The sequence below is a fragment of the Microvirga massiliensis genome (assembly GCF_001006805.1).
GTDB lineage: Bacteria > Pseudomonadota > Alphaproteobacteria > Rhizobiales > Beijerinckiaceae > Microvirga > Microvirga massiliensis.
In genome coordinates this window covers 410,162-435,484 of record NZ_LN811350.1, presented here as the reverse complement: position 1 = coordinate 435,484, position 25,323 = coordinate 410,162, and the positions used below count along the sequence as shown (strand labels likewise).

27 protein-coding genes are annotated in these 25,323 nt (G+C 66.4%); 12 read left to right on the top strand and 15 right to left on the bottom strand.

What is annotated here, in order from left to right:
- Positions 1-437: 437 nt before the first annotated feature.
- Together BN1233_RS02000 and BN1233_RS01995 are read left to right on the top strand one after the other, a co-directional pair.
- Positions 438-986, top strand: coding sequence for a peroxidase-related enzyme (locus BN1233_RS02000; RefSeq protein WP_244470863.1), 549 nt, complete (start codon positions 438-440; stop codon positions 984-986).
- A gap of 312 nt (positions 987-1,298) precedes the next feature.
- Positions 1,299-1,667: a DUF2794 domain-containing protein gene (locus BN1233_RS01995; RefSeq protein ID WP_046861802.1), complete on the top strand. Its 369-nt coding sequence runs from the start codon at positions 1,299-1,301 to the stop codon at positions 1,665-1,667.
- A 121-nt stretch (positions 1,668-1,788) separates the two neighbouring features.
- On the opposite strand, the gene BN1233_RS01990 is transcribed toward BN1233_RS01995, so the two are convergent.
- From BN1233_RS01990 to BN1233_RS01975, 4 genes are all read right to left on the bottom strand, one after another.
- Positions 1,789-2,334 carry a GNAT family N-acetyltransferase gene (locus BN1233_RS01990; RefSeq protein ID WP_046861801.1) on the bottom strand — a complete coding sequence of 182 codons (546 nt, stop codon included), beginning with the start codon at positions 2,332-2,334 and terminating at the stop codon, positions 1,789-1,791.
- Between the two features lie 149 nt (positions 2,335-2,483).
- Positions 2,484-3,263: a Bax inhibitor-1/YccA family protein gene (locus BN1233_RS01985; RefSeq protein ID WP_046861800.1), complete on the bottom strand. Its 780-nt coding sequence runs from the start codon at positions 3,261-3,263 to the stop codon at positions 2,484-2,486.
- A gap of 222 nt (positions 3,264-3,485) precedes the next feature.
- On the bottom strand, positions 3,486-6,065 hold the full coding sequence (locus BN1233_RS01980) for an ABC transporter permease (RefSeq protein ID WP_046861799.1): 2,580 nt from the start codon (positions 6,063-6,065) through the stop codon (positions 3,486-3,488).
- 10 nt (positions 6,066-6,075) lie between these two features.
- Positions 6,076-6,777, bottom strand: a complete 702-nt coding sequence (locus BN1233_RS01975) for an ABC transporter ATP-binding protein (RefSeq protein ID WP_046861798.1) — start codon at positions 6,775-6,777, stop codon at positions 6,076-6,078.
- A 176-nt stretch (positions 6,778-6,953) separates the two neighbouring features.
- On the opposite strand from BN1233_RS01975, the gene BN1233_RS01970 reads away from it, so the two are divergent.
- The 5 genes from BN1233_RS01970 to BN1233_RS01950 all read left to right on the top strand — a co-directional run bounded on the left by BN1233_RS01970 (position 6,954) and on the right by BN1233_RS01950 (position 11,376).
- A complete protein-coding gene (locus BN1233_RS01970; protein WP_082145090.1) occupies positions 6,954-7,640 on the top strand; it encodes an arylesterase in 687 nt (228 codons plus the stop codon).
- A gap of 344 nt (positions 7,641-7,984) precedes the next feature.
- Positions 7,985-9,193 carry an ABC transporter substrate-binding protein gene (locus BN1233_RS01965; RefSeq protein WP_046861797.1) on the top strand — a complete coding sequence of 403 codons (1,209 nt, stop codon included), beginning with the start codon at positions 7,985-7,987 and terminating at the stop codon, positions 9,191-9,193.
- Positions 9,194-9,397: 204 nt separating this feature from the next.
- Positions 9,398-9,934, top strand: a complete 537-nt coding sequence (thpR, locus tag BN1233_RS01960) for an RNA 2',3'-cyclic phosphodiesterase (RefSeq protein WP_046861796.1) — start codon at positions 9,398-9,400, stop codon at positions 9,932-9,934.
- A 179-nt stretch (positions 9,935-10,113) separates the two neighbouring features.
- Positions 10,114-10,536 carry a YkvA family protein gene (locus tag BN1233_RS01955; protein ID WP_082145089.1) on the top strand — a complete coding sequence of 141 codons (423 nt, stop codon included), beginning with the start codon at positions 10,114-10,116 and terminating at the stop codon, positions 10,534-10,536.
- Between the two features lie 159 nt (positions 10,537-10,695).
- Complete coding sequence (locus BN1233_RS01950) at positions 10,696-11,376, top strand: invasion associated locus B family protein (RefSeq protein ID WP_147706924.1); 681 nt, start codon at positions 10,696-10,698, stop codon at positions 11,374-11,376.
- Between the two features lie 146 nt (positions 11,377-11,522).
- Here the strand turns inward: BN1233_RS01950 and leuD are convergent, their stop codons facing one another.
- From leuD to BN1233_RS01935, 3 genes are all read right to left on the bottom strand, one after another.
- Complete coding sequence (gene leuD, locus BN1233_RS01945) at positions 11,523-12,125, bottom strand: 3-isopropylmalate dehydratase small subunit (RefSeq protein ID WP_046861795.1); 603 nt, start codon at positions 12,123-12,125, stop codon at positions 11,523-11,525.
- Positions 12,126-12,216: 91 nt separating this feature from the next.
- On the bottom strand, positions 12,217-12,582 hold the full coding sequence (locus tag BN1233_RS01940) for a metallopeptidase family protein (protein ID WP_046861794.1): 366 nt from the start codon (positions 12,580-12,582) through the stop codon (positions 12,217-12,219).
- Positions 12,583-12,639: 57 nt separating this feature from the next.
- Positions 12,640-12,924: a hypothetical protein gene (locus tag BN1233_RS01935; RefSeq protein ID WP_046861793.1), complete on the bottom strand. Its 285-nt coding sequence runs from the start codon at positions 12,922-12,924 to the stop codon at positions 12,640-12,642.
- Between the two features lie 74 nt (positions 12,925-12,998).
- Between BN1233_RS01935 and BN1233_RS01930 the strand changes: the two genes are divergently transcribed.
- Positions 12,999-13,301, top strand: a complete 303-nt coding sequence (locus tag BN1233_RS01930; protein WP_046861792.1) for a hypothetical protein — start codon at positions 12,999-13,001, stop codon at positions 13,299-13,301.
- 70 nt (positions 13,302-13,371) lie between these two features.
- Here BN1233_RS01930 and leuC read toward each other — a convergent pair whose 3' ends face one another.
- The 6 genes from leuC to ffh form a co-directional block, all read right to left on the bottom strand.
- Positions 13,372-14,781 (bottom strand): 3-isopropylmalate dehydratase large subunit, encoded by a 1,410-nt coding sequence (gene leuC, locus BN1233_RS01925; RefSeq protein WP_046861791.1) that lies wholly within the window; start codon positions 14,779-14,781, stop codon positions 13,372-13,374.
- A gap of 160 nt (positions 14,782-14,941) precedes the next feature.
- Positions 14,942-15,334 carry a 50S ribosomal protein L19 gene (rplS, locus tag BN1233_RS01920; protein WP_046861790.1) on the bottom strand — a complete coding sequence of 131 codons (393 nt, stop codon included), beginning with the start codon at positions 15,332-15,334 and terminating at the stop codon, positions 14,942-14,944.
- 170 nt (positions 15,335-15,504) lie between these two features.
- Positions 15,505-16,197 (bottom strand): tRNA (guanosine(37)-N1)-methyltransferase TrmD, encoded by a 693-nt coding sequence (trmD, locus tag BN1233_RS01915; RefSeq protein WP_046861789.1) that lies wholly within the window; start codon positions 16,195-16,197, stop codon positions 15,505-15,507.
- An 84-nt stretch (positions 16,198-16,281) separates the two neighbouring features.
- Positions 16,282-16,902 carry a ribosome maturation factor RimM gene (rimM, locus tag BN1233_RS01910; RefSeq protein ID WP_082145088.1) on the bottom strand — a complete coding sequence of 207 codons (621 nt, stop codon included), beginning with the start codon at positions 16,900-16,902 and terminating at the stop codon, positions 16,282-16,284.
- A 5-nt stretch (positions 16,903-16,907) separates the two neighbouring features.
- Positions 16,908-17,264: a 30S ribosomal protein S16 gene (gene rpsP, locus BN1233_RS01905; RefSeq protein WP_046861788.1), complete on the bottom strand. Its 357-nt coding sequence runs from the start codon at positions 17,262-17,264 to the stop codon at positions 16,908-16,910.
- Positions 17,265-17,310: 46 nt separating this feature from the next.
- Entirely contained in the window at positions 17,311-18,858 is a 1,548-nt protein-coding gene (gene ffh, locus BN1233_RS01900) for a signal recognition particle protein (protein WP_046861787.1), read from the bottom strand.
- A gap of 389 nt (positions 18,859-19,247) precedes the next feature.
- Here ffh and BN1233_RS01895 point away from each other — a divergent pair, with 389 nt between their 5' ends.
- Positions 19,248-20,309: an MBL fold metallo-hydrolase gene (locus tag BN1233_RS01895; RefSeq protein ID WP_046861786.1), complete on the top strand. Its 1,062-nt coding sequence runs from the start codon at positions 19,248-19,250 to the stop codon at positions 20,307-20,309.
- 33 nt (positions 20,310-20,342) lie between these two features.
- On the opposite strand, the gene BN1233_RS01890 is transcribed toward BN1233_RS01895, so the two are convergent.
- Positions 20,343-20,936, bottom strand: coding sequence for a GyrI-like domain-containing protein (locus tag BN1233_RS01890; RefSeq protein ID WP_187144240.1), 594 nt, complete (start codon positions 20,934-20,936; stop codon positions 20,343-20,345).
- Between the two features lie 177 nt (positions 20,937-21,113).
- On the opposite strand from BN1233_RS01890, the gene dapF reads away from it, so the two are divergent.
- On the top strand, positions 21,114-22,004 hold the full coding sequence (gene dapF / locus BN1233_RS01885; protein WP_046861785.1) for a diaminopimelate epimerase: 891 nt from the start codon (positions 21,114-21,116) through the stop codon (positions 22,002-22,004).
- Positions 22,004-23,251 carry a tRNA (N(6)-L-threonylcarbamoyladenosine(37)-C(2))-methylthiotransferase MtaB gene (gene mtaB / locus BN1233_RS01880; RefSeq protein ID WP_046861784.1) on the top strand — a complete coding sequence of 416 codons (1,248 nt, stop codon included), beginning with the start codon at positions 22,004-22,006 and terminating at the stop codon, positions 23,249-23,251. Before dapF ends, mtaB begins: the two co-directional genes overlap by 1 nt.
- 3 nt (positions 23,252-23,254) lie before the next feature.
- On the opposite strand, the gene BN1233_RS01875 is transcribed toward mtaB, so the two are convergent.
- The gene (locus tag BN1233_RS01875) at positions 23,255-23,932 is read right to left on the bottom strand and encodes an RluA family pseudouridine synthase (protein ID WP_046861783.1); all 678 of its coding nucleotides are present in this window, start codon (positions 23,930-23,932) and stop codon (positions 23,255-23,257) included.
- A gap of 68 nt (positions 23,933-24,000) precedes the next feature.
- On the opposite strand from BN1233_RS01875, the gene ftsY reads away from it, so the two are divergent.
- Positions 24,001-25,272, top strand: coding sequence for a signal recognition particle-docking protein FtsY (gene ftsY, locus BN1233_RS01870; RefSeq protein WP_046861782.1), 1,272 nt, complete (start codon positions 24,001-24,003; stop codon positions 25,270-25,272).
- The last annotated feature ends 51 nt before the right edge of the window (positions 25,273-25,323 follow it).

Sequence of the window (25,323 nt, the reverse complement as noted above, 5' to 3'; positions counted from 1 at the left end):
CGTGGAACCAGCCGGCTTGCCCCGGAAAAGGCGTTCGAAACCAAGACGGGAAGCGCTTCAACGGAAACGCAAGCGCCTCGCCGCAAGCGTTGACACGAACGTGCAGCCCTCGCAACAGTCAGTTCCCGCGTGGCCGTGGAACCGGCGGAGCCCTGCAACCGTCAGCTCCCGCGGATGTCGGCAGAACAAACTCGGAAGCCTCCGGAACAGCCTCTAACCGGTTCGGCGGTCAGGCCGAGGTCGCGTAGCCTGCGGAAATCGTCCATTCAGGACCCCGACGCACCAGTCCAGAATACAGCAGCAAACCGATAGCGTCGGCACCGGAGCTTTCGTCCGGGCTGCCGCGGCGATTAAACAAGGAGGCCGATATGGACCAGCCACGCCCCAAGAAGCCCGAATCCGGCCTCCGGCCCAGACCTCAGAACAATGAAAGGGTCATGGATCTCGATTGCCCGCCGGGCGAGCTCTCGGCGGAGATGAAAGCCTATTTCGAAAAATGCGACGGCAAGATCGGATTCGTCCCGAACGTGCTTCGCGCCTATTCCCTCGACAACGCGAAGCTCGAAGCCTTTGCCGATTTCTACAATGACCTCATGCTCGGGCCCTCGGGACTGTCGAAACTCGAGCGGGAGATGATCGCCGTCGTCGTTTCGAGCCACAACCGATGCTTCTATTGCCTCACGGCGCATGGAGCAGCGGTCCGGCAGCTCTCGGGCGATCCGGTGCTCGGAGAGTTCCTCGTGATGAATTACCGCTCGGCCGACCTCGATCCGCGGCACAGAGCGATGCTCGATTTCGCCCACAAGCTCTCGGAGGCACCATGGGCCGTCGAGGCGGAAGACCGCCAGCGGCTTCGCGATCACGGTTTTTCGGACCGGGACATCTGGGACATCGCCGCCACGGCGAGTTTCTTCAATATGTCGAACCGGATGGCATCCGCCGTCGATATGCGGCCCAATCCGGAATACCACGCCCAGGCGCGGTAGGCCGTGCAACGATGCCGAAAACGGGCAAAAGAAAGGCCGCCCGGTGGGCGGCCTATGCCTCGAGAAGAGTGGCCCGACGCTCCGAAACCCCGGGGGGCTGGGGGGCTGACGTGTCCGGCGAGACAGAACGCCGGGCCGTCGAGGCAACGGCTTACGTATCGCCATGCAGTGGGGCCGGCGAAAGGCGCGATTGAGGCGGGATTGTGGAATTCGGCGTTGCCGACCCGAAGCGGCATTCGGGCCTGTTGCACCCATTGCCGGTGGAGCCCATCATAAAGACGGAAATGTTACTGATCAGGAGAGGGAGGGGGCATGAGCGAGGGTGAGAGCGTGGAGCCGCTGCGCGGCGGTCTCGACCCTGGGGTCAGTCTTCCCGCCGCGCACCACCAGGTTTCCTTCACCCGAGCCGAGCTGCGTCTCATCCTCGATCTCTATGGACGCAAGGTCGTGGCGGGTGAGTGGCGGGATTACGCCATCGATTTCACCCGCGATCGGGCCGTGTTCTCGGTCTTCCGCCGGTCGTCAGAAGTCCCACTCTACCGGATCGTGAAAGACCCGAGCCTGACCCGGCGACAGGGAGCATACTCGGTCGTGTCTGCCACGGGCCTCATCCTGAAACGCGGGCACGAACTCGACCGCGTCCTGCGGGTGATCGACAAACCGGTCCGTCTCGTCTCGTAAACAGATCCCGGCTTGGCCGGGTCCCTCAACTGCTCCCTCGTCATCGCGAGCCGCAGGCGAAGCGATCCAGCCTGGACGCGCCGGATCGGAATACTTCGCTGTGCTCGTGATGACGGTACGATCACCGGGTCATCGACTCGTGCCAGGGCGGGGGGGCGCCCATGCCGGGCCCGAGCCTTCGCTGCATCAGCACGCTGTCGAGCCAACGGCCGTGCTTGTAGCCGACTCCCTCCAGGATGCCGACCTCCCGAAAGCCGCAACGGCGGTGCAGACCGATCGATCCGGCGGAGTTGCTGTCGCCGATCACGGCGATCATGGTGCGGAAATCCAGCTGCTCACAGGCTGCAATCAGCGCCGGCAGGAGCGCTGCACCGACACCCTGCCGACGGGCCTCGCGGGCGACATAGATCGAATCTTCGACCGTCGAACGATAGGCTGGGCGGCTGCGATAGGCCCCCGCATAGGCGTAGCCCGCGACGGCTCCATCGCACTCCGCGACGAGGAACGGATAGCCGGAGTCGAGCAGGACAGCCCGGCGCCGGGTCATTTCGTCCTCGGAGGGCGGAGTGAGTTTGAATGATGCGGTGCCGTGCAACACTGCGTCCGCGTAGATGGCGGTCACCGCAGGAAGATCATCATCCCGGCTCGGGCGAATCGTCAGATTCATCGCGGGGCGCTCGGTAGAATAGCGAGCTCGGGTTCCTACTCGATGGGCCACCGCAAGTCATGCAGTCCCGCCCGACGACCTCCCGCCAAAGAAAAAGCGCCCCGGTGCGAAACCGGAGCGCCTCCAAAGGCTCTTCTCTGCCGTGCCGCTTACTCGTTGCGGCTCCCGAAGAGGGCGAGCAGGAACTGGAACATGTTGATAAAGTCGAGGTAGAGGGTCAGGGCACCGAAGACCGACACCTTCGCCGCAGCCTCGCTGTCATAGTTCCCGTAGAGATACATCTCCTTGAGCTTCTGCGTGTCGTAGGCGGTCAGGCCCGCAAAGATCAGGACGCCGATCACCGAGATAGCGAACTGCAGCGCACTCGAGGCCAGGAAGATGTTCACGATCGAGGCGATGATCAGGCCGACCACGCCCATGATCAGGAACGATCCGATGCCGGACAGGCTACGGCTCGTGGTGTAGCCCCACAGGCTGAGCGCACCGAATGAGGCCGCCGTGATGAAGAACACCTGCACGACGCTCGCGCCCGTATAGCGGATGAGCAGCGTCGACAGCGACGCGCCCATGACCGCCGCGAAGACGAAGAACGTTGTCCGCGCGGAGGCGGCCGTCATCCGGTCCATCCGGAAGGAGAACAGGAAGATGAACGCGAGCGGCGCCAGCGCGACAACCCACATCAGCGGGGTGCCGTAGAGCAGGCGACCGAACTCTGTCAGGTACACGCCTCCCATCCGCGCAACGCCCGTGGAGGCATCGGCGACGGCGAGCATGTTGATGCCGAGCGCGACGACCGCAGAGATCGCCAAGCCCAGAATCATGTTGTTGTAGACGCCCAGCATGAACGTCCGCAGGCCTTGGTCGACCTGCACGGCGCTTCGGGCAAAGCCAGCGCCGTAGGCTTGCTTCTGCTGATACGGTTGTTGCATCAGAGTCCTCTCGAAAGAATGGCTCTCCGCATGGATCGAGCCTCGAGGGCGTACGATGCCCTGGTCCGCCGACCTCCAGCGTTGAGAAGAATATGAGCGCTCAGATCAAGCTACGCAAGAGGCTTGCGCCTCTAGTTCTCGCCCCCGCAAGAAAAAACGAAGTCGAGGGATTTCGTTCCGCTGATTGAACGACCGGCATCTGTGGTTCAGGAGCAGAGTAGGTTAAAGATTTCGCAAGTATGGTGCCGGCTTTTGACTGAGAATACGCCAGGTGCCGGCAAGGCCGAGCGTAACCGTCACGAGAACCGCCAAGGCTGCGGCAAGTAGCGCGCCCGTCAGATACGGTGCAAACGTCATGTTCATCACGTCGGTGACGATGAACCAGGCCGCGGTGGTCCCGGCCACCAGGCCGAACAGCGCGGTGGCTGCGCCGAGGCCTCCATATTCGAGGGCATAGGCGAGCAGCAGATGGGACCGGGTCGCCCCGATCGTCTTCAGCACGACGGCATCATAGAGGCGCGCCCGGTGCCCCGCCGCGAGGGCTCCGGCGAGGACGAGGAGGCTCGAGATCAGCGCGATCGCGCTCGCCCCGCGGATCGCCGTGACGAGCTGAGACACGACGTCATTGACCGCCTCCAGGGCATCCTTGACCCGGACGCTCGTGATCGACGGATATTCCCGGGCGACGTCGCGCAGGAGGCTGGCCTCGAAGCTCCTGTCATCTCCGTCCGGCACGGTAATCGTCGCGAGGTGGGTGTGCGGGGCGCCCGCAAAGGTGTTCGGGGAGAAGACCATCACGAAATTGATTCCGAGGGTCCGCCATTCCACGGTGCGGAGGCTCGCGACTTTCGCTGTCACGTTGCGGCCGAGCACGTTGACGGTGACCTCGTCGCCGAGACCGAGACCCAGCCCGTCGGCGATGCGCTTGTCGAACGAGACCAGATTCGAGCCCGTATGATTGGGCTCCCACCAGGAGCCCGCGACGATGGTCGAGCCCTCGGGCACGTCTCGGGCGTAGGTGATGCCGCGATCGCCTTCGAGCACCCATGCGATGTCTTCGGCAGCCTTGATCTCAGAGACCGGCACTCCGTGCAGCGACACGAGCCGGCCGCGCATCATCGGCACCTGATCGATCTCCGCGTTCGGCACCTTGCCGTGCAGGAAAGCCTCGAATCGCTCCGCTTCTCGATTCGGAATATCGAGGAAGAAGAAGCTCGGCGCCTTCGCGGGCAGCGTCCGTGTGAGCTGCTGGGTGAGATTGCCGTCGACGACGGCCAGGGTCACGAGCAGCGTGATCCCGAGTCCGAGCGACAGGACGAGCGACGGCGTGAGGGCGCCGGGCCGATGGATATTGGCGAGGGCAAGCCGCGGCGCGGCGGTACGCGGCCGCGGCAGCCTGCGGGCGAGCGCCATCACGCCCGATGCAACGAGGCGCAGGAGCACGAAGGCCCCGGCCGCCGCTCCGATGAAGATCAGCGCGATCTTGCGGTCATAAGCCGCGACCAGCGACAGGCCGACGAGGCTCACGACCGACACGAGAACGGCAACGAGATAACGGCGCCTCGGCCAGCGCCGTCCCGGATCGACATGGTCCCGGAAGAGCCCCGAAACCGGAACATCATGGGCGCGCCCCAACGGGACGATCACGAAGGCGCAAGCCGTCAGGAGCCCATAGAGTAACGCCGTTGCGAGTTCGACCGGCGCGAGCGTCGGCTCGAGCGGGATCGGCAGGAATGACCCGAAGGCCGCATCCACCGCGAAGGGAAGAATGGCTCCGAAGGCGAGCCCGATGAGGATGCCCAGCGAAGCGATCAGCAGCACCTGGACGAGATAGAGGCCGACGACCTGGCTGCCCGGCGCGCCGAGACTCTTCAGCGTCGCGATCGAGGCGCGCTTACGGTCCACGAAGCCACGCACGGCATTGGCGACGCCCACGCCGCCGACGAGGAGGGCAGTGAAGCCGACGAGCGTCAGGAACTGGGTGAACCGCTCGATATTGCGCGCGAAGCGCGGATCGGCGTTGGTGCGCGTGCGGATTCCCCAGCCGGCCTCCGGGAAACGCGTTCCGGCTTCCGCCTCGACGCGCGCGAGGGCCGCATCGGAGGCGCCCTCCGGCAGGTTTATGCGGTAACTCCACCGGACGAGGCTCCCCGGCTCCAGGAGCCCGGTCGCGCGCAAGGCTCCGTCAGAGATCAGCAGGCGCGGCCCGAACCCGATCCCGCTCGCGATCTTGTCGGGTTCGGATACCAGGGTCGCGCGCAGCTCGATCGTGGCCTGGCCGACGGTGATCCGCTCACCGAGCTTCAGGTCGAGACGCGCAAGAAGCGCCGAATCGACGATCCCGCCGAATGCGCCGTCGCGCTCTGCGAGAACCTCCGGCAACGCGCCGGGCGGTTCCGTCACAACCTCGCCGCTCGACGGATAGGAATTGTCCACCGCCTTGAGCTCGACGAGTCCGGACCCTTTCTCGCCGGCCATGGCCATGGCCCGCATCATGGCGATGACCGACAGATCACCCTGCGTCTCGAACCAGGCGCGCTCGGCCGGGCTCGCCTCACGGTGGATGAGATTGAACGCCATATCGCCGCCGAGGATCTTGCGGCCCTCCCGCGTGAGTCCCTCGGTCAAGGAGCGAGAGACCGACGACACGCCGGCAATCGTCCCGACTCCGAGCGCAATGCATGCCAGGAAGATGCCAAATCCCTTCAGCCCGCTGCGCAGCTCGCGCAAGGCGAGGCGCAGCACGAGGGGGAGTGCGACGCCGCGAACCGGGCGCGGACTTGCAGCGAGCGAACCGTGCATCGGGAAACTTTCAGACGAGGACGGGTGCAGGGGCGGTCGCATCCGCCTCGATGCGCCCGGAGCGCAGGCGAATCGTGCGGTCGCAGCGGCGAGCCAGGGACAGGTCGTGCGTGACGAGGACGAGCGTCGCGCCCCGCTCCGCCTTCAGGGCGAAGAGGAGGTCGATGATCGATGAGCCGGTCCCCTCGTCGAGATTTCCGGTCGGCTCGTCGGCGACCAGGATCGCGGGGTTCGGCACGAGGGCGCGGGCAATCGCCACGCGCTGCTGCTCACCGCCAGAGAGCTGAGCCGGGTAATGATGCAGCCGCTCGCCGAGGCCCACGGCCGCGAGTTCCGCTTCCGCCTTCGCGAACGCATCGTCGCGTCCTGCGAGCTCAAGAGGAAGCGCGACATTCTCGAGCGCCGTCATAGTCGGCACGAGATGAAAGGATTGGAACACGATCCCGATCCGGCGTCCCCGAAACCGGGCGAGCGCATCCTCGTCGAGGCGCGACAGATCGGTTCCGTCGATGACGACCTGCCCGGAATCCGGCTGTTCGAGGCCCGCGATGGTCATCAGGAGCGTCGACTTGCCGGACCCCGAGGGACCGACGAGGCCCACCGCCTCACCGCGTTCGACCTCGAGCGAGATCCCCTTCAGGATGTGGACCCGCGCTGCCCCGCGGCCGAGACTCAACTCCACGTCGTGCAGCGCGATCGTCTTGTCATTCATCCTGGTCCACCCGACTTCCTGCGCCGATCCGCTCCGGCCGGCCTCGCCCCAGGCTCATCCGAACTCGCGTCGGTGGCCTGTTCACCGTATGGCCCCGGCCTCATATGGGCCACCAGAGCCTTCCTGCCGGTGACCCGCTCCGGTTCGCCGGCCCCGCACATATGGGACTGACACGCATGATGCGCCAAGTCGGACGGGTCCGCGCATGTCTCGCGGCCTGCGTCCTTGCCTTCCTCGCTGTCCAGCCGCTGCCCTGTTTCGCGCAGAGCCCTGCCTCCGGCGATCGCCTCAGGATCGTGGCGCTGGGAGACAGCCTGACGGCCGGCTACGGCCTCCCGGCCCAGGCGGCGTTCCCCGTGGTCCTCGAAAAGGCCCTCCGGGCGCGAGGTCACGATGTCGAGATCGCCAATGCGGGCGTATCGGGCGATACGGCCTCCGCAGGCCTCGAGCGGCTCGACTGGTCCGTTCCGGAAGGCACGTCCGGCGTCATCGTGGAACTCGGGGCCAACGACATGCTTCGCGGCATCGATCCCGCCGTGACGCGTCGCGCCATCGAGACGATCGTCGAACGCCTGAAGGCTCGGGGGATATCCGTCATGCTCGCGGGCATGTTCGCAAGCCGCAATCTGGGCCCCGAATATGTCCGTGCATTCGACGGGCTATACCGGGACATCGCGGAGAAGCATGGCTTGGTGCTCTACCCGTTCTTCCTGGACGGCGTCGCCGGAGAACCCGGTCTCAACCTGCCGGATGGGCTCCATCCCACCGCGCGAGGCGTCGAGGTTATCGTCGAGCGCATACTTCCGAGCGTCGAACTCTTCCTGTCCCGGATCGAGGCCGGCCATCCGCCGCTGCAGCGCTGATACCGTTCGATCCGGCACGACGGGCAGCTCTGCACGGCGGATCCGATCCCTGCATTTTCGGCCGGCGCGGACAATCGATCTCCGCAAAGGTTGTCCGATGACAAAAGCGTGGAGAGGTTCGCGCGATCACGGCCCTCGACATTCACCGGGAGATCGGCTTCGGTGTATGGGCCATAACCGGTCCGGAATGGGCCGGAATGGGCCCGAGGCCGTCGTCGTGACGGGGACGGTGTGGCGGCAGGAGTTCCGGTGGGGCGAGACATCTTCGAATCGACAACACGCCCTATTCGTGCGCCCTGCGATGGTCCAGGACACAAGACTCAATCAAGCGGAGGTTCAACGAGATGAAATTCAAGTCACTGGTCTCGCTCGCTGCCTTGTGCGGCGCGCTCGCCCTGGGCAGCGCGGCCCAGGCGCAGATCCAGGTCAAGCTCGGCGTCCTAAACGATCGATCCGGCCTCTATGCCGACCTGTCGGGTGAAGGCTCCGTGGTTGCGGCCCGGATGGCCGTCGAAGACTTCAAGGCCGCCGAGAAGGGAATCCAGGTCGAGATCATCTCCGCGGACCACCAGAACAAGCCGGATATCGGCGCAACGATCGCGCGGCGCTGGTACGATCAGGACGGCGTCGACGTGATCTTGGACGTCCCGACCTCGTCCGTGGCGCTGGCCGTGGCCCAGGTCTCGCGAGACAAGAACAAGGTCTTCATCAATTCCGGCGCCGGCACCTCCGACCTCACGGGTTCGGCATGCTCGCCGAATACGATCCACTGGACCTATGACACCTGGGCGCTCGCCAACGGCACCGGCAAGGCGATGGTGCAGAGGGGCGGCAATACCTGGTTCTTCATCACGGCCGATTATGCCTTCGGCCATGCGCTCGAACGCGATACGTCAGCCGTGGTAACCAAGAATGGCGGCAAGGTGCTCGGATCCGTGAGGCATCCGCTGTCGGCGACCGATTTCTCGTCCTTCCTGCTCTCCGCACAGAGCTCGGGAGCGAAGGTGATCGGCCTCGCCAATGCCGGCGGCGACACGATCAACGCCATCAAGGCTGCGGCCGATTTCGGGATCACGCAGGGTGGGCAGAGCTTGGCCGGCCTCCTGATCTTCATCAACGACATTCACGCTCTGGGTATCCAAACCGCACAGGGACTCGTGCTCACGGAAGCCTTCTACTGGGATCAGAATGACGGCACGCGCGCCTTCTCGAAGCGCTTTGCCGAGCGGCACGGCGGCGCCATGCCGTCCATGGTTCAGGGCGGCGTCTATGCTGGCGTCCTGCACTACCTCAAGGCAGTCGAAAGCCTGAAGGACAAGGACCCGACCAAGGTTATCGCCAAGATGAAGGAGATGCCGACCGACGATCCGCTGTTCGGCAAGGGCAAGATCCGCGCCGACGGGCGCAAGATCCACGACATGTATCTCTTCGAGGTCAAGAAGCCTGCGGAATCGAAGGGAGAATGGGACCTCTACAAGCTCCTCGCGACGATCCCGGCCGAAGAAGCGTTCCGGCCACTCAACGAAGGCGGCTGCCCCCTCGTGAAGGGCTGATCGCTGTGTGAACCGGGCCCGGTCGGCAACGGGCGGGCCCGACAGGAAACCGGACACGCAGAGCTCATCGCCCTGCGTGTCCCTGATACCCTCGGCCGGGCCGTCCCTGCTGCGAGGGGCGCCGGGCCGGAAGCGTGTCGTGCTCTCGACAGCCGCACCGGCGAACTGCATCTCGGCCGAGGTTGCGGGCTGAGGAGATTGTGCATGCCGCGGCTGTTCGCAGGCCTCGAAATTCCCCCCGAGATCCGCCTTCAGCTGTCCGGATTTCGGGGCGGGCTGCCCGGCGCACGGTGGGTCGATCCGGACAACTACCACATGACCCTGCGCTTTATCGGCGACATCGATGAGCCGACCGCACACGATGTCCTCTCGATCCTGGGCGGCCGACGGCAACGAGACCCGATTGCCGTCACTTTCGATGCGCTCGACAGCTTCGGGGGTGCGCGGCCCCATGCCGTGTTTGCACGCGCCGTGCCGACGAGCGACCTGAACGATCTCCAGGCCGAGATCGAAAGGCTGGTACGCAAGGCCGGACTGCCGCCCGAAAAGCGCAAATTCTTCCCGCATGTCACCCTTGCGCGCCTGAAAAGCGGCTCGGCACGCGACGTTGCGGGATATATCGCGACAAGCGGTCATTTTCCGAAGCTGTCGTTCATGGCGGACCGGTTCGTCCTGTTCTCGTCGAGGGGCACCACCGGCGGCGGCCCCTACGTGGTCGAGGCCGCCTACCCGCTCGCGTAACCGGCCTCGCCGCAGCCCCGGGAGCGGCGGCCGAACCCGGCTTTGAAGGATCGCGACACCATGCGCCACGAACTCCCGCGGATTTGCGCGTTACCGTACGAGACGAGCGCTGGCAGGACGGATTGGCTTCACGCGCGGCGGTGCCGACGTTCGACAGGCTTGGTTTTGGAACATCAGTGATGACCGAGGGCTTCTGGAATCATTTCACCAAAGCGGAGATTGAGGCGATCCGCGCCGCAGCCCGCGGCGAGGCCGGACCCGAGGCCGAGCAGGAAGCGGAGAGACGGGCCGCGGAGCCGCGCTGGCGGCACGCCTTCTTCGCGAAACTGAAGCGGTTCGGACGGCATGTCCCGTTCGTGGAGGATCTCGTTGCCGCCTATTTCTGCACGATCGATCCGGAGACTCCGAGCCGCGTGAAGCTCGTTCTGTTCGGGGCCCTCGCCTATTTCATCCTGCCGTTCGACGGAATCGCGGATTTCCTGCCGCTGATCGGGCTTGCAGACGATGCGGCGGTCCTCGCAGCGGCCATCGCCCAAGTCGCGGGATCCATCACCGACCGCCATCGCGAGCAGGCCCGCGAGCTGCTCCGCACGGAAGCGTGAAACAAGCTTGCGGACCAGTGGCCGGGATCGAATAGGCTCCGTCCTTTACGTGTTCTTCTGCGCCGATATTGAGGGTATCGCCGGATGCACACGCCGTTCGCCGAGCCGTCATGGCCAAGGTGGTGGCATTCGGAGACTATCGCTTTATTGTCTCGCCCGATGATTCGACGCACCTCTGACAAGCGGGCGCCGGCCTCGGCAGTCGCGCTCTCCCTCGCCCTCCTCGTGTCACCAGCCGTCCAGGCGCAGTCGAGCCCTCACTCGGCGCGACCTCCCGTGGGCTCGGAAGTCTCGACGGCCGCTGGGGCTCGCCTGGCTCAGGCCGGCTCCTCGAGGCGCCGCCGGCAATCAGCGCCATCCGGCCAGGAGGCCCCAAGCGCGGGGCCAGGCGGAGCGCAGGCATCCCTCGTCACCTCCTCGGGCGATTGGAAGGTCTACACCGCCCAGGTCGGCCGATCGAAGATCTGCTACGCGCTGGCTCAGCCGAAGGAGCGGCTTCCGAAGAACCTGAACCGGGACCCGGCTTACCTTTTCGTTTCGTTCCGTCCGGCCGAGAACGTCAGCAACGAGGTCGCGCTGGTGCTAGGCTTCCCAGCCCGCGAGGACGCGCCCGCGCAGGCGGAAGTCGGGACGACGAGCTTCGACCTCCTGACGAAGAATGAGAGCGCGTGGCTCAGGAATCCCGCGGAGGAAGGCCGCGCCGTCCAGGCGATGATCCGGGGCCGTGACCTTACCGTGAAGGTGCAGTCGGCGCGCGGGAACCAGCTCACCGACACATATTCGCTCACCGGCTTTACCGATGCGGTGGGCAGGGCCAAGCAGGAGTGCGGCGCTGGCTGAAGCGTCCGGTCAGATCACCGGGCGCGTTGCTTCGACCCCAAGCCCTCCTCTTCACCGCGAACGAGGTGAAGCGATCGGGGAATCGGGAGCGCCGACGTCCGGATCGCTTCGCTGTGCTCGCGATGACGGCGGAGAAAGCCCGAGCGTCAGACCCAGGCCCGCTCCGACAGCTTCTGCTCGAACGAGTCGATCGCCGACGCCTTCTCGAGGGTGAGACCGATATCGTCGAGGCCGTTGATCAGGCAGTGCTTGCGGAAAGCGTCGATGTCGAACTTGATCATGCCCCCGTCCGGCCCGCGGATTTCCTGGTTGGGCAGATCGATCGTGAGCGTCGCGTTGGCGCCGCGCTCCGCATCGTCGAACAGCTTCTCGAGGTCCTCCGGCGAGACGACGATCGGGAGGATGCCGTTCTTGAAGCAGTTGTTGTAGAAGATGTCCGCGAAGCTCGTGGAGATCACGCAGCGGATTCCGAAGTCGAGCAGCGCCCAGGGCGCGTGTTCACGGGACGATCCGCAGCCGAAATTGTCGCCGGCCACGAGAATCTGCGCCTTGCGATAGGCCGGCTGGTTCAGCACGAAATTCGGGTCTTCGGAGCCGTCCTCGTGATACCGCTTGTCCGCGAACAGCCCGGTCCCGAGCCCCGTGCGCTTGATCGTCTTCAGATATTGCTTCGGAATGATCATGTCGGTGTCGACATTGACCACGCGGAGGGGCGCCGCGACGCCGGTGAGAACCGTGAACTTGTCCATGAAAAGCCTCTCTCGTGGCTCAATAGCGCTTAGCGATCGAAAGTGAAATCCGGCTCTGCCCGAAACCCACTCGCGGGAGCGCCGATCTCGTTCAGCCGGCTGCGGCCTCGATCGCCTCCATATCCTCGTCCGAAAGGCCGAAATGATGCCCGATCTCGTGCACCAGAACATGCGTGACGAGATCGCCGAGCGCTTCTTCGTGTTCGGCCCAGTAATCGAGGATGGGACGCCGGTAGAGCCAGATCATATTCGGGAACGTGCCGGTCACCGGAGTGGCCGAGGCCTGCGCGAGACCCACGCCCTGGAACAGGCCGAGGAGATCAAACGGGCTCTCGCAGTTCATGGCTTCCAAGACATCGTCATCCGGGAAATCCGTCACCCGGATGACGATTCCCCGGCAGAGTTGCCGGAACTCCAGGGGCAATCCCGCGAAAGCTGTCTCCGCGAGCCGTTCCATTTCATCCAGGCTTGGAGCCTGGAGTTGTGCCCAGTCCGTCACGCCACTACTCGCGCCTCAGAGCCAATGGAGTTGAAAAGCAAGCCAGAGACCGAGCACGACGACGCCGATGAGTGAAAGTATCCGCCCGATCCGGCGGCCCCAGAGCTCGATCGGGTCTGCGGTCCCGCCTTGCGCCTCGTCGACCGCGTCCCGGCCGCTGAAATGATCCGACAGTCGGCTTCGCCATCCAGCGGCACGCGCGGCGGCGGACGAGCCGAGCGTCTCAGATTCCCGAGCCAGTCTGTCGAGCACCTCGCGGGCTTCCTGCTCGCGATGCTGCGCGTCGTCTTTACGTGACACTGTTGCGTCTTTCGGAACAGGACATGCCCAGCTGCGTTCATACTCACCAAAGCCAGAGCTTGTGAGGTTGTGCAATGCGTCGTTTGATTCTCCCGCTCCTTGCGGGGTTGTTGGCGGTTGGCTCCACGGGAGCATCTGCGCAGGGCTTCGATGTCCGGGTCCGCACAGGCGATCCCGGTTATCGGACTGTTCAGTACCACCGCGAATATGTGAGGCCCCGCGGCCGTGTCGTCGAGCGTCGCGTCGTGCGGCCACGCAGCCGCGTCGTGTGCCGTACCGTCGTCCGGGAGCGCGTGAGGCCCTCCGGCGTCATCGTCCGAACCCCGCGGCAGGTCTGCGAACGCGTCTACACGACTGGTCACCGCTACTATCGGTAGAGATCACCGCGCCCGATAAAACGAAGGCCGCCAGATGGCGGCCTTCTGCATTCAAATCCCATACGCCGTATTAGGAGCGCCCAAACTCGCGCACATCAACGAAGCGGCCTGCGATCGCCGCCGCCGCCGCCATGGCGGGGGAAACCAGATGCGTGCGGCCGCGCGCTCCCTGGCGTCCCTCGAAGTTGCGGTTCGACGTGGAGGCGCAGCGCTCCAGTGGCGCGAGGCGATCCGCGTTCATGGCGAGACACATCGAGCAGCCCGGCTCCCGCCACTCGAATCCGGCCTCGCGGAAGATGCGGTCAAGTCCTTCGGCCTCGGCCTGCATCTTCACGATCCCGGATCCCGGAACGACCATCGCCTTGACGGCCTCGTTCACCTTGCGTCCAGCGACGATCGCAGCGGCCTCGCGCAGATCCTCGATCCGTCCGTTCGTGCACGACCCGATGAAGACGCGATCGAGCGTGATATCCGTGATCCGCGTGCCCGGCGTCAGCCCCATATAGTCGAGAGCGCGCTTCTTCGACTGGCGCCTGTTCTCGTCGGGAATGGCATCCGGATCCGGCACGGCGCCGTTGACCGACACCACATCCTCGGGGCTCGTTCCCCAGGTCACGATCGGCGGCAGGTTGGCTGCATCGAGACGAATCTCGCGATCGAAGACCGCGCCCTCATCCGTGCGAAGCGTATCCCAGTAACGGATTGCGGCATCCCATGCCTCGCCCTTCGGTGATTTCGGCCGATCCTTGAGATACGCGTAAGTCTTCTCGTCCGGCGCGACCATGCCAGCGCGGGCGCCGCCCTCGATCGACATGTTGCAGACGGTCATCCGGCCTTCCATCGAGAGGGCGCGGATCGCCTCGCCGGCATACTCGATGACGTGACCCGTGCCGCCGGCCGTGCCGATCTCGCCGATGATCGCGAGAACGATGTCCTTTGCGGTGACGCCCGGAGGCAGCTTTCCGTCGACGAGGACGCGCATGTTCTTCGCCTTGCGCTGGATCAGCGTCTGCGTGGCGAGGACATGCTCGACTTCGGAGGTCCCGATGCCGTGCGCGAGGGCTCCGAAGGCCCCGTGCGTGGAGGTATGGCTGTCGCCGCACACGATCGTCATGCCGGGCAGCGTGAAGCCCTGCTCGGGACCGACGACGTGGACGATCCCCTGACGACGATCGAGCTCATCGTAATATTCAATCGCGAAGTCGCGCGCGTTCTCGGCCAGGGTCGCGACCTGGACCGCGGATTCGGGATCCTCGATCCCGTGGCTGCGATCGGTCGTCGGAACGTTGTGGTCGACGACCGCCAGCGTCCGCTCGGGCTGGCGCACCTTGCGGCCCGCGAGCCGCAGCCCCTCGAAAGCCTGGGGGCTCGTCACTTCGTGGACGAGGTGCCGGTCGATGTAGAGAAGGCAGGTCCCGTCAGGCTGCGTGTCGACGACGTGGTCGTCCCAGATCTTGTCGTAGAGTGTGCGCGGCTTCATCGCCAGGTCCCTGCCCATTCTCGTGCCCCGACCGGCCGGGCCGGGACAGCACCTTGTCCCTCTCTAATCGCTGCCTCGCCTCAGGAAAAGAACCCGCGACGCAACGCCCCGAACGCAAAGCGCGGCCGAAGCCGCGCTCTCGAAGTTGATGTCGTAAGGGTTACTCTGCGGCTGCAGGAGTCTTGCCCTTCCCGCCCTCGTTGTCCTTGCGCTCGGCGATGCGCGCCGCCTTCCCGCGGCGGTCGCGCAGATAATAGAGCTTCGCCCGGCGCACGGCGCCGCGACGGACGACCTTCACGGATTCGATCATCGGCGAGTAGATCGGGAAGACGCGCTCGACGCCTTCGCCGTAGGAAATCTTGCGGACCGTGAAGCTCTCGTGGAGGCCGCCACCCGAGCGGGCGATGCACACGCCCTCATAGGCCTGAACGCGCGTCCGTTCGCCTTCCTTGACGCGAACATTCACGATGACCGTGTCGCCCGGCTGGAAATCCGGAATCTGCTTGTTGAGCCGTGCGATCTGCTCTTTGTCGAGCTGCTCGATGATGTTCATCGTCAAAACTCCTACCGTGGCCGGGCACCAGACCTCTGGAGCCCCGCGGGATTTCGGCATCCTGTTGTGAATTGGCGCGCGCTATACAGCGTTTCACAAAGCTTGTCGAGGCAAAGTCCGCATCCGACCGTCTGCGTGAACGAAGTCCAGCCTGACGTCACCGCCCGTGATCAATCCTGATCCGGAGTATCGGAGAGAAGATCCGGCCGCCGCTCGCGCGTGATCCTCAGCGCCTCCGCGCGCCGCCAGCGCGAGATCTCGGCGTGGTTGCCGGACAGGAGCACGTCCGGGATGGTACGCCCCTCCCATTCGCGCGGCCGGGTATAGTGCGGATATTCGAGGAGCCCGCCCTCGAAGCTCTCCTCGGTGCCCGACGCTTCCTTCCCCATCACGCCGGGGAGCAGGCGAATGCAGGCATCGAGTAGCACGATGGCGCCGATTTCGCCACCCGACAGAACGTAATCTCCGATCGAGACTTCCTCGAGCCCGCGCGCGGCGATCACCCGCTCGTCGATGCCTTCGAAACGACCGCAGAGAATGACGGCGCCGGGACCGCGGGCAAGATCACGGACACGATCCTGCCCGAGAGGGCGGCCCCGCGGGCTCATCACGAGGCGGGGGCGCTCGTCCGTGCCAAGGGCGTCGAGCGCAGCCGCGACGACGTCGCATCGCATGACCATGCCGGGACCGCCGCCGGCCGGCGTATCGTCCACGGCGCGATGACGTCCGATGCCGTGCTCCCGGATGTCACGGGTCTCGAGGGACCATACGCCTCGCGCGAGGGCATCTCCCGCGAGGGAATGCCCGAGCGGGCCCGGAAACATTTCAGGGAGAATGGTCAGGATGGTGGCGCGGAAGGTCATGCCGGCAAATGATATTCCCGATCCACCAGGGTGACGCGGTCAGGACCGGTCATCCCGCTTCGCCGGAGCAAAGCTGCGTCACCATCACTCCGCTTCCCCTGCCGCATCCGTGGGCGCGAACAGGTCCTCCGGAGGCGCGATCACGATGCGCCGTCCTGCAACATCGACGGCTGGCACGAAGGCGCGGGTGAACGGCAAGAGCGCGCTTGCCCCGCCTCCCACGGGAGAGATTTCGAGAAGATCGCCGCCGCCATAATTCGGCACGGCGATCACGGAGCCGACGATCTCACCGGCCTCGGTGACGGCCGGCAGGCCGATGAGGTCGGCGAGAAGGAACTCGTCCTCCTCGTCGGGCGGGGGGAGCCTGTCGCGTTCGACATAGAGACGGACGCCGTTGAGGGCGTCGGCCGCGTCACGGGTGTCGATGCCATCCAGCTTCGCGACCAGAACATCCGGCTGGCCGCCCGGTGCGACCCGCAGGCCGCTGATCGTCACCCGGCGCCCGTCCTCCGTGACCAGGGGATCATAGGAGGCGATCGCGGCAGGATCGGCCGTATAGGACTTGAGCCGGACCTCGCCTCTCAGACCATGGGCGCGGCCAAGCTCGCCCAGGAGGACGAGCCCGGCTCCAGCCCGTTCCGGCCGGCTTGATCCTGCCCGCGGACGCGGCTGGGGGCTGCCCGACCGCTCGCGGCGGGGTGGCATGGGCCTCAGGCGGCCTCGCCGGCCGGAGCGGCCTTGGCGGCGCGAGCCTCGGCGCGCTCCTGGGCCTTCTTGCCGGGCGTGCCTTTCTGGGGGTTGTTGCGCGGCGCGCGCTTCATGAGACCGGCCGCATCGAAGAAGCGGAGCACGCGATCGGTGGGCTGGGCGCCCTTCGCGAGCCAAGCCTGAACCTTCTCGGTTTCGATGACAACGCGGGAGGGATCGTCCCGGCCCTTCATCGGATCATAGGTGCCGACCTTGTCGATGAAGCGCCCATCGCGGGGCGAGCGCGCATCGGCGACGACGATGCGGTAGTAGGGGCGCTTCTTGGCGCCGGCGCGGGAAAGGCGGATCTTCAGCGACATCGATTTCTCCTGTGATTGTGCTGTCGAGGGTTCGAGGCCCGAGGCCTCACTTCTTCTTTCCGAACGGCAGGCCGAGGCCGGGAAGGCCTGGCAGGCCGGGGATCTTGGGTCCGCCGAGGCCCGGCAGCGCCGGACCCTTGGCGGGGTTCGAGAGGCCGGGCGGCAACGGAGGAAGCGATCCGCCGCCCCCCATCTGCTTCTGCAGCGCCTCGATCTGCTCCGGGGTCGGCTGGGGCATGCCGCCTCCGCCGATCCCAAACATGTTGCCGAGGGCGCCCGCGAGCCCCCCGCGCTTGCCCTGCCCCATCATCTTCATGACGTCCGCCATCTGGCGGTGCATCTTGAGGAGCTTGTTGACGTCTTCGACCTTGGTGCCGGACCCGGCCGCGACGCGCTTCTTGCGGGAGGCCTTGAGGACGTCAGGGTTGCGGCGCTCGGCAGGGGTCATCGAATCGATGATCGCTCGCTGGCGCTTGATGATCCGATCGTCGAGCTTCGCGTTCTCGAGCTGCGACTTCATCTTGGCGATGCCGGGCAGCATGCCGAGCATCCCCCCGATGCCGCCGATCCGCTCCATCTGGGCGAGCTGCTCGCGCAGGTCCTCGAGATCGAACTTGCCCTTGCGCATTCGGTCGGCGATGCGCTGGGCCTTCTCGTGATCGATCGTCTCCGCCGCCTTCTCGACGAGCGAGACGATGTCGCCCATGCCGAGGATGCGGTTCGCGACGCGGCCGGGATGGAATTCCTCGAGAGCGTCGACCTTTTCGCCGGTGCCGACGAGCTTGATGGGCTTACCGGTCACGGCCCGCATCGACAGAGCGGCGCCACCACGGGCATCGCCGTCCATGCGGGTGAGCACGATACCCGTGACGCCGAGACGGCTGTCGAAGGCGCGGGCGGTATTCACCGCGTCCTGACCCGTCAGGGCGTCCGCGACGAGAAGCACCTCATGCGGGTTCGTCGCCGCCTTCACCTCGGCGGCCTCGGCCATCAGGGCCTCGTCGACGGTGACGCGTCCCGCCGTGTCGAGCATCACGACGTCGTAGCCCCCGAGACGGGCAGCCTCCATGGCGCGCCGGGCGATCTGCACGGCGGACTGGCCGGCCACGATCGGCAGCGTGTCGACGCCGACCTGCTTGCCGAGCACCGCGAGCTGCTCCATCGCGGCCGGGCGGCGGGTGTCGAGCGAGGCGAGCAGGACCTTGCGCTTGCCGCGCTCCATCAGGCGGCGGGCGATCTTCGCGGTGGTCGTCGTCTTGCCGGAGCCCTGAAGGCCGACCATCAGGATCGCGACCGGAGGGGGAGCGTTCAGGTCGACCGTCTCGGCCTCCGAGCCGAGCATTTCGACCAGCTGGTCGTGCACGATCTTGACGACCTGCTGACCCGGCGACACCGACTTGATGACCTCGGCGCCGACGGACCGGCTGCGCACCTTATCGGTGAACGACCGCACGACCTCGAGAGCGACGTCGGCCTCAAGGAGGGCGCGCCGGACCTCCCGCATCGCGACGTTCACGTCCTCGGGCGTGAGCGCTCCGCGGCGGGTGAGGCCGCTGAGAATGCCGGAGAGTCTATCGGACAAGCTCTCGAACATGGCCTACTCCGTCCCTGATGCCGACGACCGGGACTCTCGCCCCCTCGCCGAGTCTGCGCAGGCAAGTCCGGCTGTGCCGACTCCGCGAGTTGGTGGTCCGAACCCGCGGTGTGAATGGTATGTCGTGTCGAGGCGGATCGTCTCGATCATGTATTCCCGTCCAGCAGCCCAAAACCAAACGCGCCCGAGGGCGCATCGCGCTGTCGGGCGTTGACCTCCAGCCTCTCGGGCTGGTCGGCGGCTCGGATGGGCTCGCTCTAAGATTGTGGCGGCCGATTAGCGGCACATGGCGGCAAAGTCAAGGAAATGTGCGGCTGCGCAAGGAGATGCGCGGCTTGCCGTCAAGCCTCCGGGTCGCCATCTCCCGACCTCGTCCACAAGGAGCCTTCATGAGACGTCGCACGCTGCTCAAGATGCTGGCCCTGCCGGCCGCCGCCGTTGCAGGGGGCGCGACCTATGTCAGCGCAGCCCGGTCGCAGAACCACTACTATCGCGGACCGGTGAGCGACCATTTCGACGGCGTGCGTTTCTTCTCGCCCGGACAGCCGCAGGACAAGGGGGTTGCCGAATTGCTGCGCTGGCATATCGGGGGCGGGCGCATTCCCTGGCCCGAGACCTTCGAGAGCCCGTTCCGGGATCGCCCGCCCCCGAGGGTCGCAGATCTGCGGGTGGCCCTCGTGGGCCACGCGACGATCCTGATCCAGACCGCAGGCCTCAACATCATCACGGACCCGGTCTTCTCCGAGCGCGCCAGCCCCCTGAGCTTCATCGGCCCGCGACGGGTCAATCCGCCGGGCATCGCGTTCAAGGACCTGCCGCCGATCGATGCGGTCCTCATCACCCACAACCACTACGACCATCTCGATCTCGAAGCCCTCGGCCGGCTCTGGAACCGGGATCGTCCGAAGATCATCGCGCCCCTGGGAAACGACGCGATCATTCGCGACGCCGATCCTGCAATCGAGGTGGAGAGTTGCGACTGGGGTGGGGCTGTGGACCTCGGAGGAGCAGTGCGGGTGCATTGCGAGCCGTGCAATCACTGGTCCGCGCGCGGCATGAACGACCGGCGCATGGCGCTCTGGTGCGCCTATGTGATCACGACCCCGTCCGGCCCGATCTACCATGTCGGCGATACCGGCTACGGAGACGGCGCGATCTTCCGGCGCGTGCGGGAGCAATACGGAGCCCCGGTGCTCGCGCATCTGCCGATCGGCGCCTATGAACCGCGCTGGTTCATGGAGCCCCAGCACATGAACCCGGCCGATGCCGTGAAGGCCCTGGAGGAGTGCGGGGCGCGGATGGCGCTCGGGCACCACTGGGGCACGTTCCGCCTCACGAATGAGGGCGTCGACGACCCGCCCCGCGCTCTTGCCGAGGCCCTTGCGATTTCAGGCGTGCCCGCCGAGCGGTTCAGAGCGCTCCGGCCGGGCGAAACATGGATGCCTGACTGAACCAGTGCCTTCCAGCCTCCCGCTCCGCGGGCCCTATTTCGGCTGCACGAAGACGTTGACCTCGAGATTCGGATCCGAGGGCTCGGTGAGGTCGGTGACGTATTCCTCGATGAAAGCGTCCTTGGCCGTGACGCCCTTTGCATCGAGGTAGGCCGTGATCGTCTCGTAGAGCGAGTCGATGTCCTCGTAGGGCTCCTTGTAGACGAAACGGAGCGCCGGCCCTCCGGGTGTCGTGCCGAAGACCACGCCCTCGGATAGGCCGCTCCGGCCCTCGGGGATCGCGGCGACGGGGATCATGGCCTCGTAGTGGAAGCCGAGGTCGTCCGTTTCAACGAAGACCGTCAGGGGCCGTCCCGCCGGCGGAATCGCGGCGCGGGCAAGCTCCTCCTCAATGCGGCGGAAGGCGCCCTTGAGCGCGTTGAAGCCCTCGTCCCAGATCGCCGTGCCGCGCAGGATTGCGGCCGGCTTCGAAGGCAGGACGACCTCGTCGGCATTGCCCGGATCCCCGGAGTCGGGAACGAGGGTCGGCAGGCTGGGCTGCGCGGTTGCAGGGGGAGAAGCCGATGGTGCCTGTGCGGCCGCCACGGCCGGCGACAGCGCCAGAAGAACGAGAAGAACACGCAACATCCGAGGAGGTCCCCGCCGCGAATCGACCTTCGCGCCGGCCGCCACCATAATGGCCTTTCGAGCGTCCTGCGAGCGCGGCAGTTGCAGGAGCAACGCGGCCGCGGCAGCGAGACTCGCGCTTTTAAAGCCGATCCGCCATATACGCGCGAGATCACCCGAACACGGCCAAGAAGGCCCATGACTCCGCTCGCGAACCGCCGCTATCTGAAAATGAACGGTCTCGGCAACGAGATCACAGTGCTCGACCTGAGGGGTAGCGGGCACATCGTCCAAGCCGCCGAGGCCCGGGCGATCGCGTCCGATCCGCGGAGCCGCTTCGATCAGCTCATGGTACTGCACGAGCCAAGGAGCCCGGGCATCAACGCCTTCATGCGGATCTACAACACAGACGGCTCGGAATCGGGAGCCTGCGGCAACGGCACGCGCTGCGTGGCCTGGGCGCTCTTCTCGGACCGCGACATGGCGAGCGGCGGGCGGCAGGGCAATTCTCTCCTTCTCGAGACGGCGGCAGGATTGCTCCCGGTCTGGCGCGTCGCCGACGAGACGTTCACGGTCGACATGGGCGCGCCGCGGCTCGCCTGGGAGGAGATCCCGCTGCGGGATCCGTTCCAGGACACCCGTTACATCGAGCTTCAGATCGGCCCGATCGATGCGCCGATCCTGCATACGCCGGCCGCCGTCAACATGGGCAACCCGCACGCGGTCTTTTTCGTCGACCAGCTCGACGGCTTCGACCTCTCCCGGATCGGGCCGCTCCTCGAAAATCATCCGATCTTCCCGGAGCGCGCCAACATCTCGATCGCCCGGGTCGCGGCGCCGGACCATATCGAGTTGCGCGTCTGGGAGCGCGGTGCCGGGCTGACGCGCGCCTGCGGATCGGCGGCCTGCGCCGCCCTCGTCGCCGCCTCGCGCCGGCGGCTGACCGGGCGCCGCGCCACGGTCAGCCTTCCGGGCGGCGATCTCGACATCACTTGGCGGGAGAGCGACGGGCACGTGCTGATGACCGGCCCGACCGAGCTTGAGCACGAGGGTGTCCTGGCCCCCGCCCTCTTCGCCGGAGCGGCCTGATGAGCGTCGACGTCGTCACGTTCGGCTGCCGACTCAACACTTACGAGTCCGAGGCGATCCAGCGCGAGGCCGAGGCCGCGGGGCTCGGCGATGTCGTGGTCGTGAACACCTGCGCGGTGACCGCGGAAGCGACCCGGCAGGCTCGCCAGACGATCCGGCGGCTTGCGCGCGAGCGCCCCGAGGCCCGCATAGTCGTGACGGGTTGCGCGGCGCAGGTCGAGCCCGGCTCCTTCGCCTCCATGCCGGAAGTCGCCCATGTGGTCGGCAACCACGCGAAGCTGAAGACGGAGACCTGGGTCAGCCTGAAGGACGAGACGGCGAGCGAAAAGATCCTCGTCGAGGACATCATGACGGTCCGCGAGACCGCCGGTCACCTCGTTGACGGTTTCGCGGGACGCACGCGCGCCTTCGTCCAGGTGCAGAACGGCTGCGACCACCGCTGCACCTTCTGCATCATTCCTTATGGGCGCGGCCCGTCCCGCAGCGTGCCCATGGGCGTCGTCGTCGACCAGGTTCGGACGCTCGCCCTGAACGGCACGCGCGAGGTCGTGCTGACCGGAGTCGACATGACGAGCTATGGCGGCGACCTGCCGGGATCCCCGAAGCTCGGGACGCTGGTCCGCGCGATCCTGCGCCACGTGCCCGAACTCGAGCGGCTTCGCCTGTCCTCGATCGATTCCGTCGAGGCGGATCCCGAGCTCCTGCAGGCGATCGGCGAGGAGGAACGGCTGATGCCGCATCTCCATCTGTCCCTGCAGGCCGGCGACGACCTCGTCCTCAAGCGCATGAAGCGCCGTCATCTGCGCGCCGACGCAATCGCGTTCTGCGAGACCCTGCGCCGCCTGCGGCCCGGCATCGTGTTCGGAGCCGACATCATCGCGGGATTTCCGACCGAGGACGAGGACATGTTCCGGCGCTCGCTCGACATCGTCGACGAATGCGGGCTGACGCATCTCCACGTGTTCCCGTTCTCGCCGCGCCCGGGCACGCCCGCTGCCCGGATGCCGCCCGTGCCCCGGGAGGTCGTGAAGGACCGTGCACGGCGCCTGCGCGAGAAAGGCGAGGAGGCCCTGCGGCGGCATCTCGCATCGGAAATTGGCGCAAGGCGGCAAGTTCTCGTCGAGACCGACCATATCGGCCGCACGGAAGGCTTCACGACGGTCCGCTTCCAGGAGATCGTAACCGCCGGCGAAATCCGCGCCGTGACGATTGCGGGGTACGACGGCCACGACCTGCTGGCGGCCTGATGCCTACGCGCCGCCGCAGCGCGCGATGCCGGCCGTCATGTGATCGGGAACCGGCGCCTCCACCGAGATCGGCGGCTTCCGGGGATAGAGAGGCACCGTGATACGTCGCGCCAGGAGCTCCAGCTGGACCCTGCCGGACCGGGGCGCAGTGCCGTAGATTGGATCTCCCACGATTGGCCAGCCACGCGCGGCCATGTGGACCCGCAGCTGATGGGTTCTCCCCGTCACCGGCTCGAGCTCGAGCCAGGAAAGACCGTCTCCGCGTCCGAGCACGCGCCAGCGCGTCAGGGCCGGCTGGCCGCTCGGATCGACCTTCATCCGCCAGGTACGCTCGGGCGAAATCGGAGCAATCGGCTCCGCGATCTCTCCTTCGTTCTCCGCGGGGTTACCTTCGACGACCGCCCAGTAGATCTTCTCGACTCCACCGTTGCGGAACAGCTCGCCGAGCCGGGCCAGCGCCTTGGCGTGTCGTCCCAGCACGAGGCAGCCGGCCGTGTCCCGATCGAGCCGGTGCGCCACTTCCGGGCGCCGCGGCAATCCGAACCGCAGATGATCGAGATAGCGGTGCAGGGTCTCGCCGCCCCGCGGCCCGGGATGGACCGGAAGCCCGGCCGGCTTGTCGATGACGAGTATCAGGGCATCGCGATAGAGCAGTCGCGACACTATCTCTTCCGGATTCATCCCTGGTCCAACCTTCGGCTCCTCGGCTATCGAGGCGTCCCTCCTTCTGCAAGAGATAGCGCGTAACCATGGTGGATCCGAAAGCCGACAAGCCATCATTCCTCTCGCGGCTGTTCGGGCGGCGCGATGCCGCCGAACCCACCGAGCGCGTGCCGGATGCGCCGCCGACCCCGTCGCCCCCGGCCAATGCAGCCGGCGACCTGCCCGCCGCGCCGCCGGGCGTCACTACGGCCTCGCCGGACACGCCGGATGCCGTGAAGGTGTCCTCGGAACTCGCCGGAGCGGACCTGCAGCCGGTCGAGGGCATCGAGCCTGAGGGCGGGGGACCGCGGGAGCCGATCCCGCGCGCCGTGCCGGAACCCGAGGCGAAGCCCCGGGAGGAGCCGGAGATCCGGAGCGAGCCCAAGGCCGAGGTCGGAAAGGAGGGCTGGTGGCAGCGCCTGCGCCAAGGAATGCGCCGGACCTCGACCTCCCTGTCGGACAGCGTCACCGGCCTGTTCACCAAGCGCAAGCTCGACGCCGCCACTCTCGAGGATCTCGAGGACACGCTGGTCCAGGCCGACCTCGGCATCGATATCGCCCTCAAGATCGCGCAGGCGGTCGGCGAGGGGCGCTACAACCGCGAGATTTCACCGGACGAGGTGAAGGGCATCCTGGCGGCCGAGGTCGAGAAGGCCCTCGCGCCGGTGGCGAGGCCGCTCACGATCGAACGCACCCGGAAGCCCTTCGTCATCCTCATGATCGGGGTGAACGGCTCGGGCAAGACGACGACCATCGGCAAGCTGGCGCAGAAATTCCGCCGGCAGGGTCTGTCCGTCATGCTCGCGGCCGGCGACACGTTCCGTGCGGCCGCGATCGAGCAGCTCAAGGTCTGGGGCGAGCGCGTCGGAGCGCCCGTCCTCACGACCCAGCAGGGTGCCGATGCCGCCGGGCTGGCCTTCGATGCCCTGACGGCCGCCCGCGAGCAGGGTACGGACGTGCTCCTGATCGACACGGCCGGGCGCCTTCAGAACAAGGCCGGGCTGATGGCCGAGCTCGAGAAGATCATCCGCGTGATCCGCAAGATCGATCCGGACGCCCCGCACGCGACGCTGCTCGTTCTCGATGCCACGGTCGGGCAGAACGCGATGAGCCAGGTCGACCTGTTCCGAAAGGCGGCCGGCGTCACCGGGCTCGTGATGACGAAGCTCGACGGCACGGCGCGCGGCGGCATCCTCGTGGCGCTCGCCGGCAAGTTCGGGATCCCGGTGCACTTCATCGGTGTTGGCGAGGGCGTCGAGGATCTGGAGCCCTTCACGGCACGCGATTTCGCCCGCGCGATCGCAGGGCTCGAGCGATAGCGTGGCCACACGAGAGGGATCCGAAACGACGAGCCCTTGCGATGATGTGGC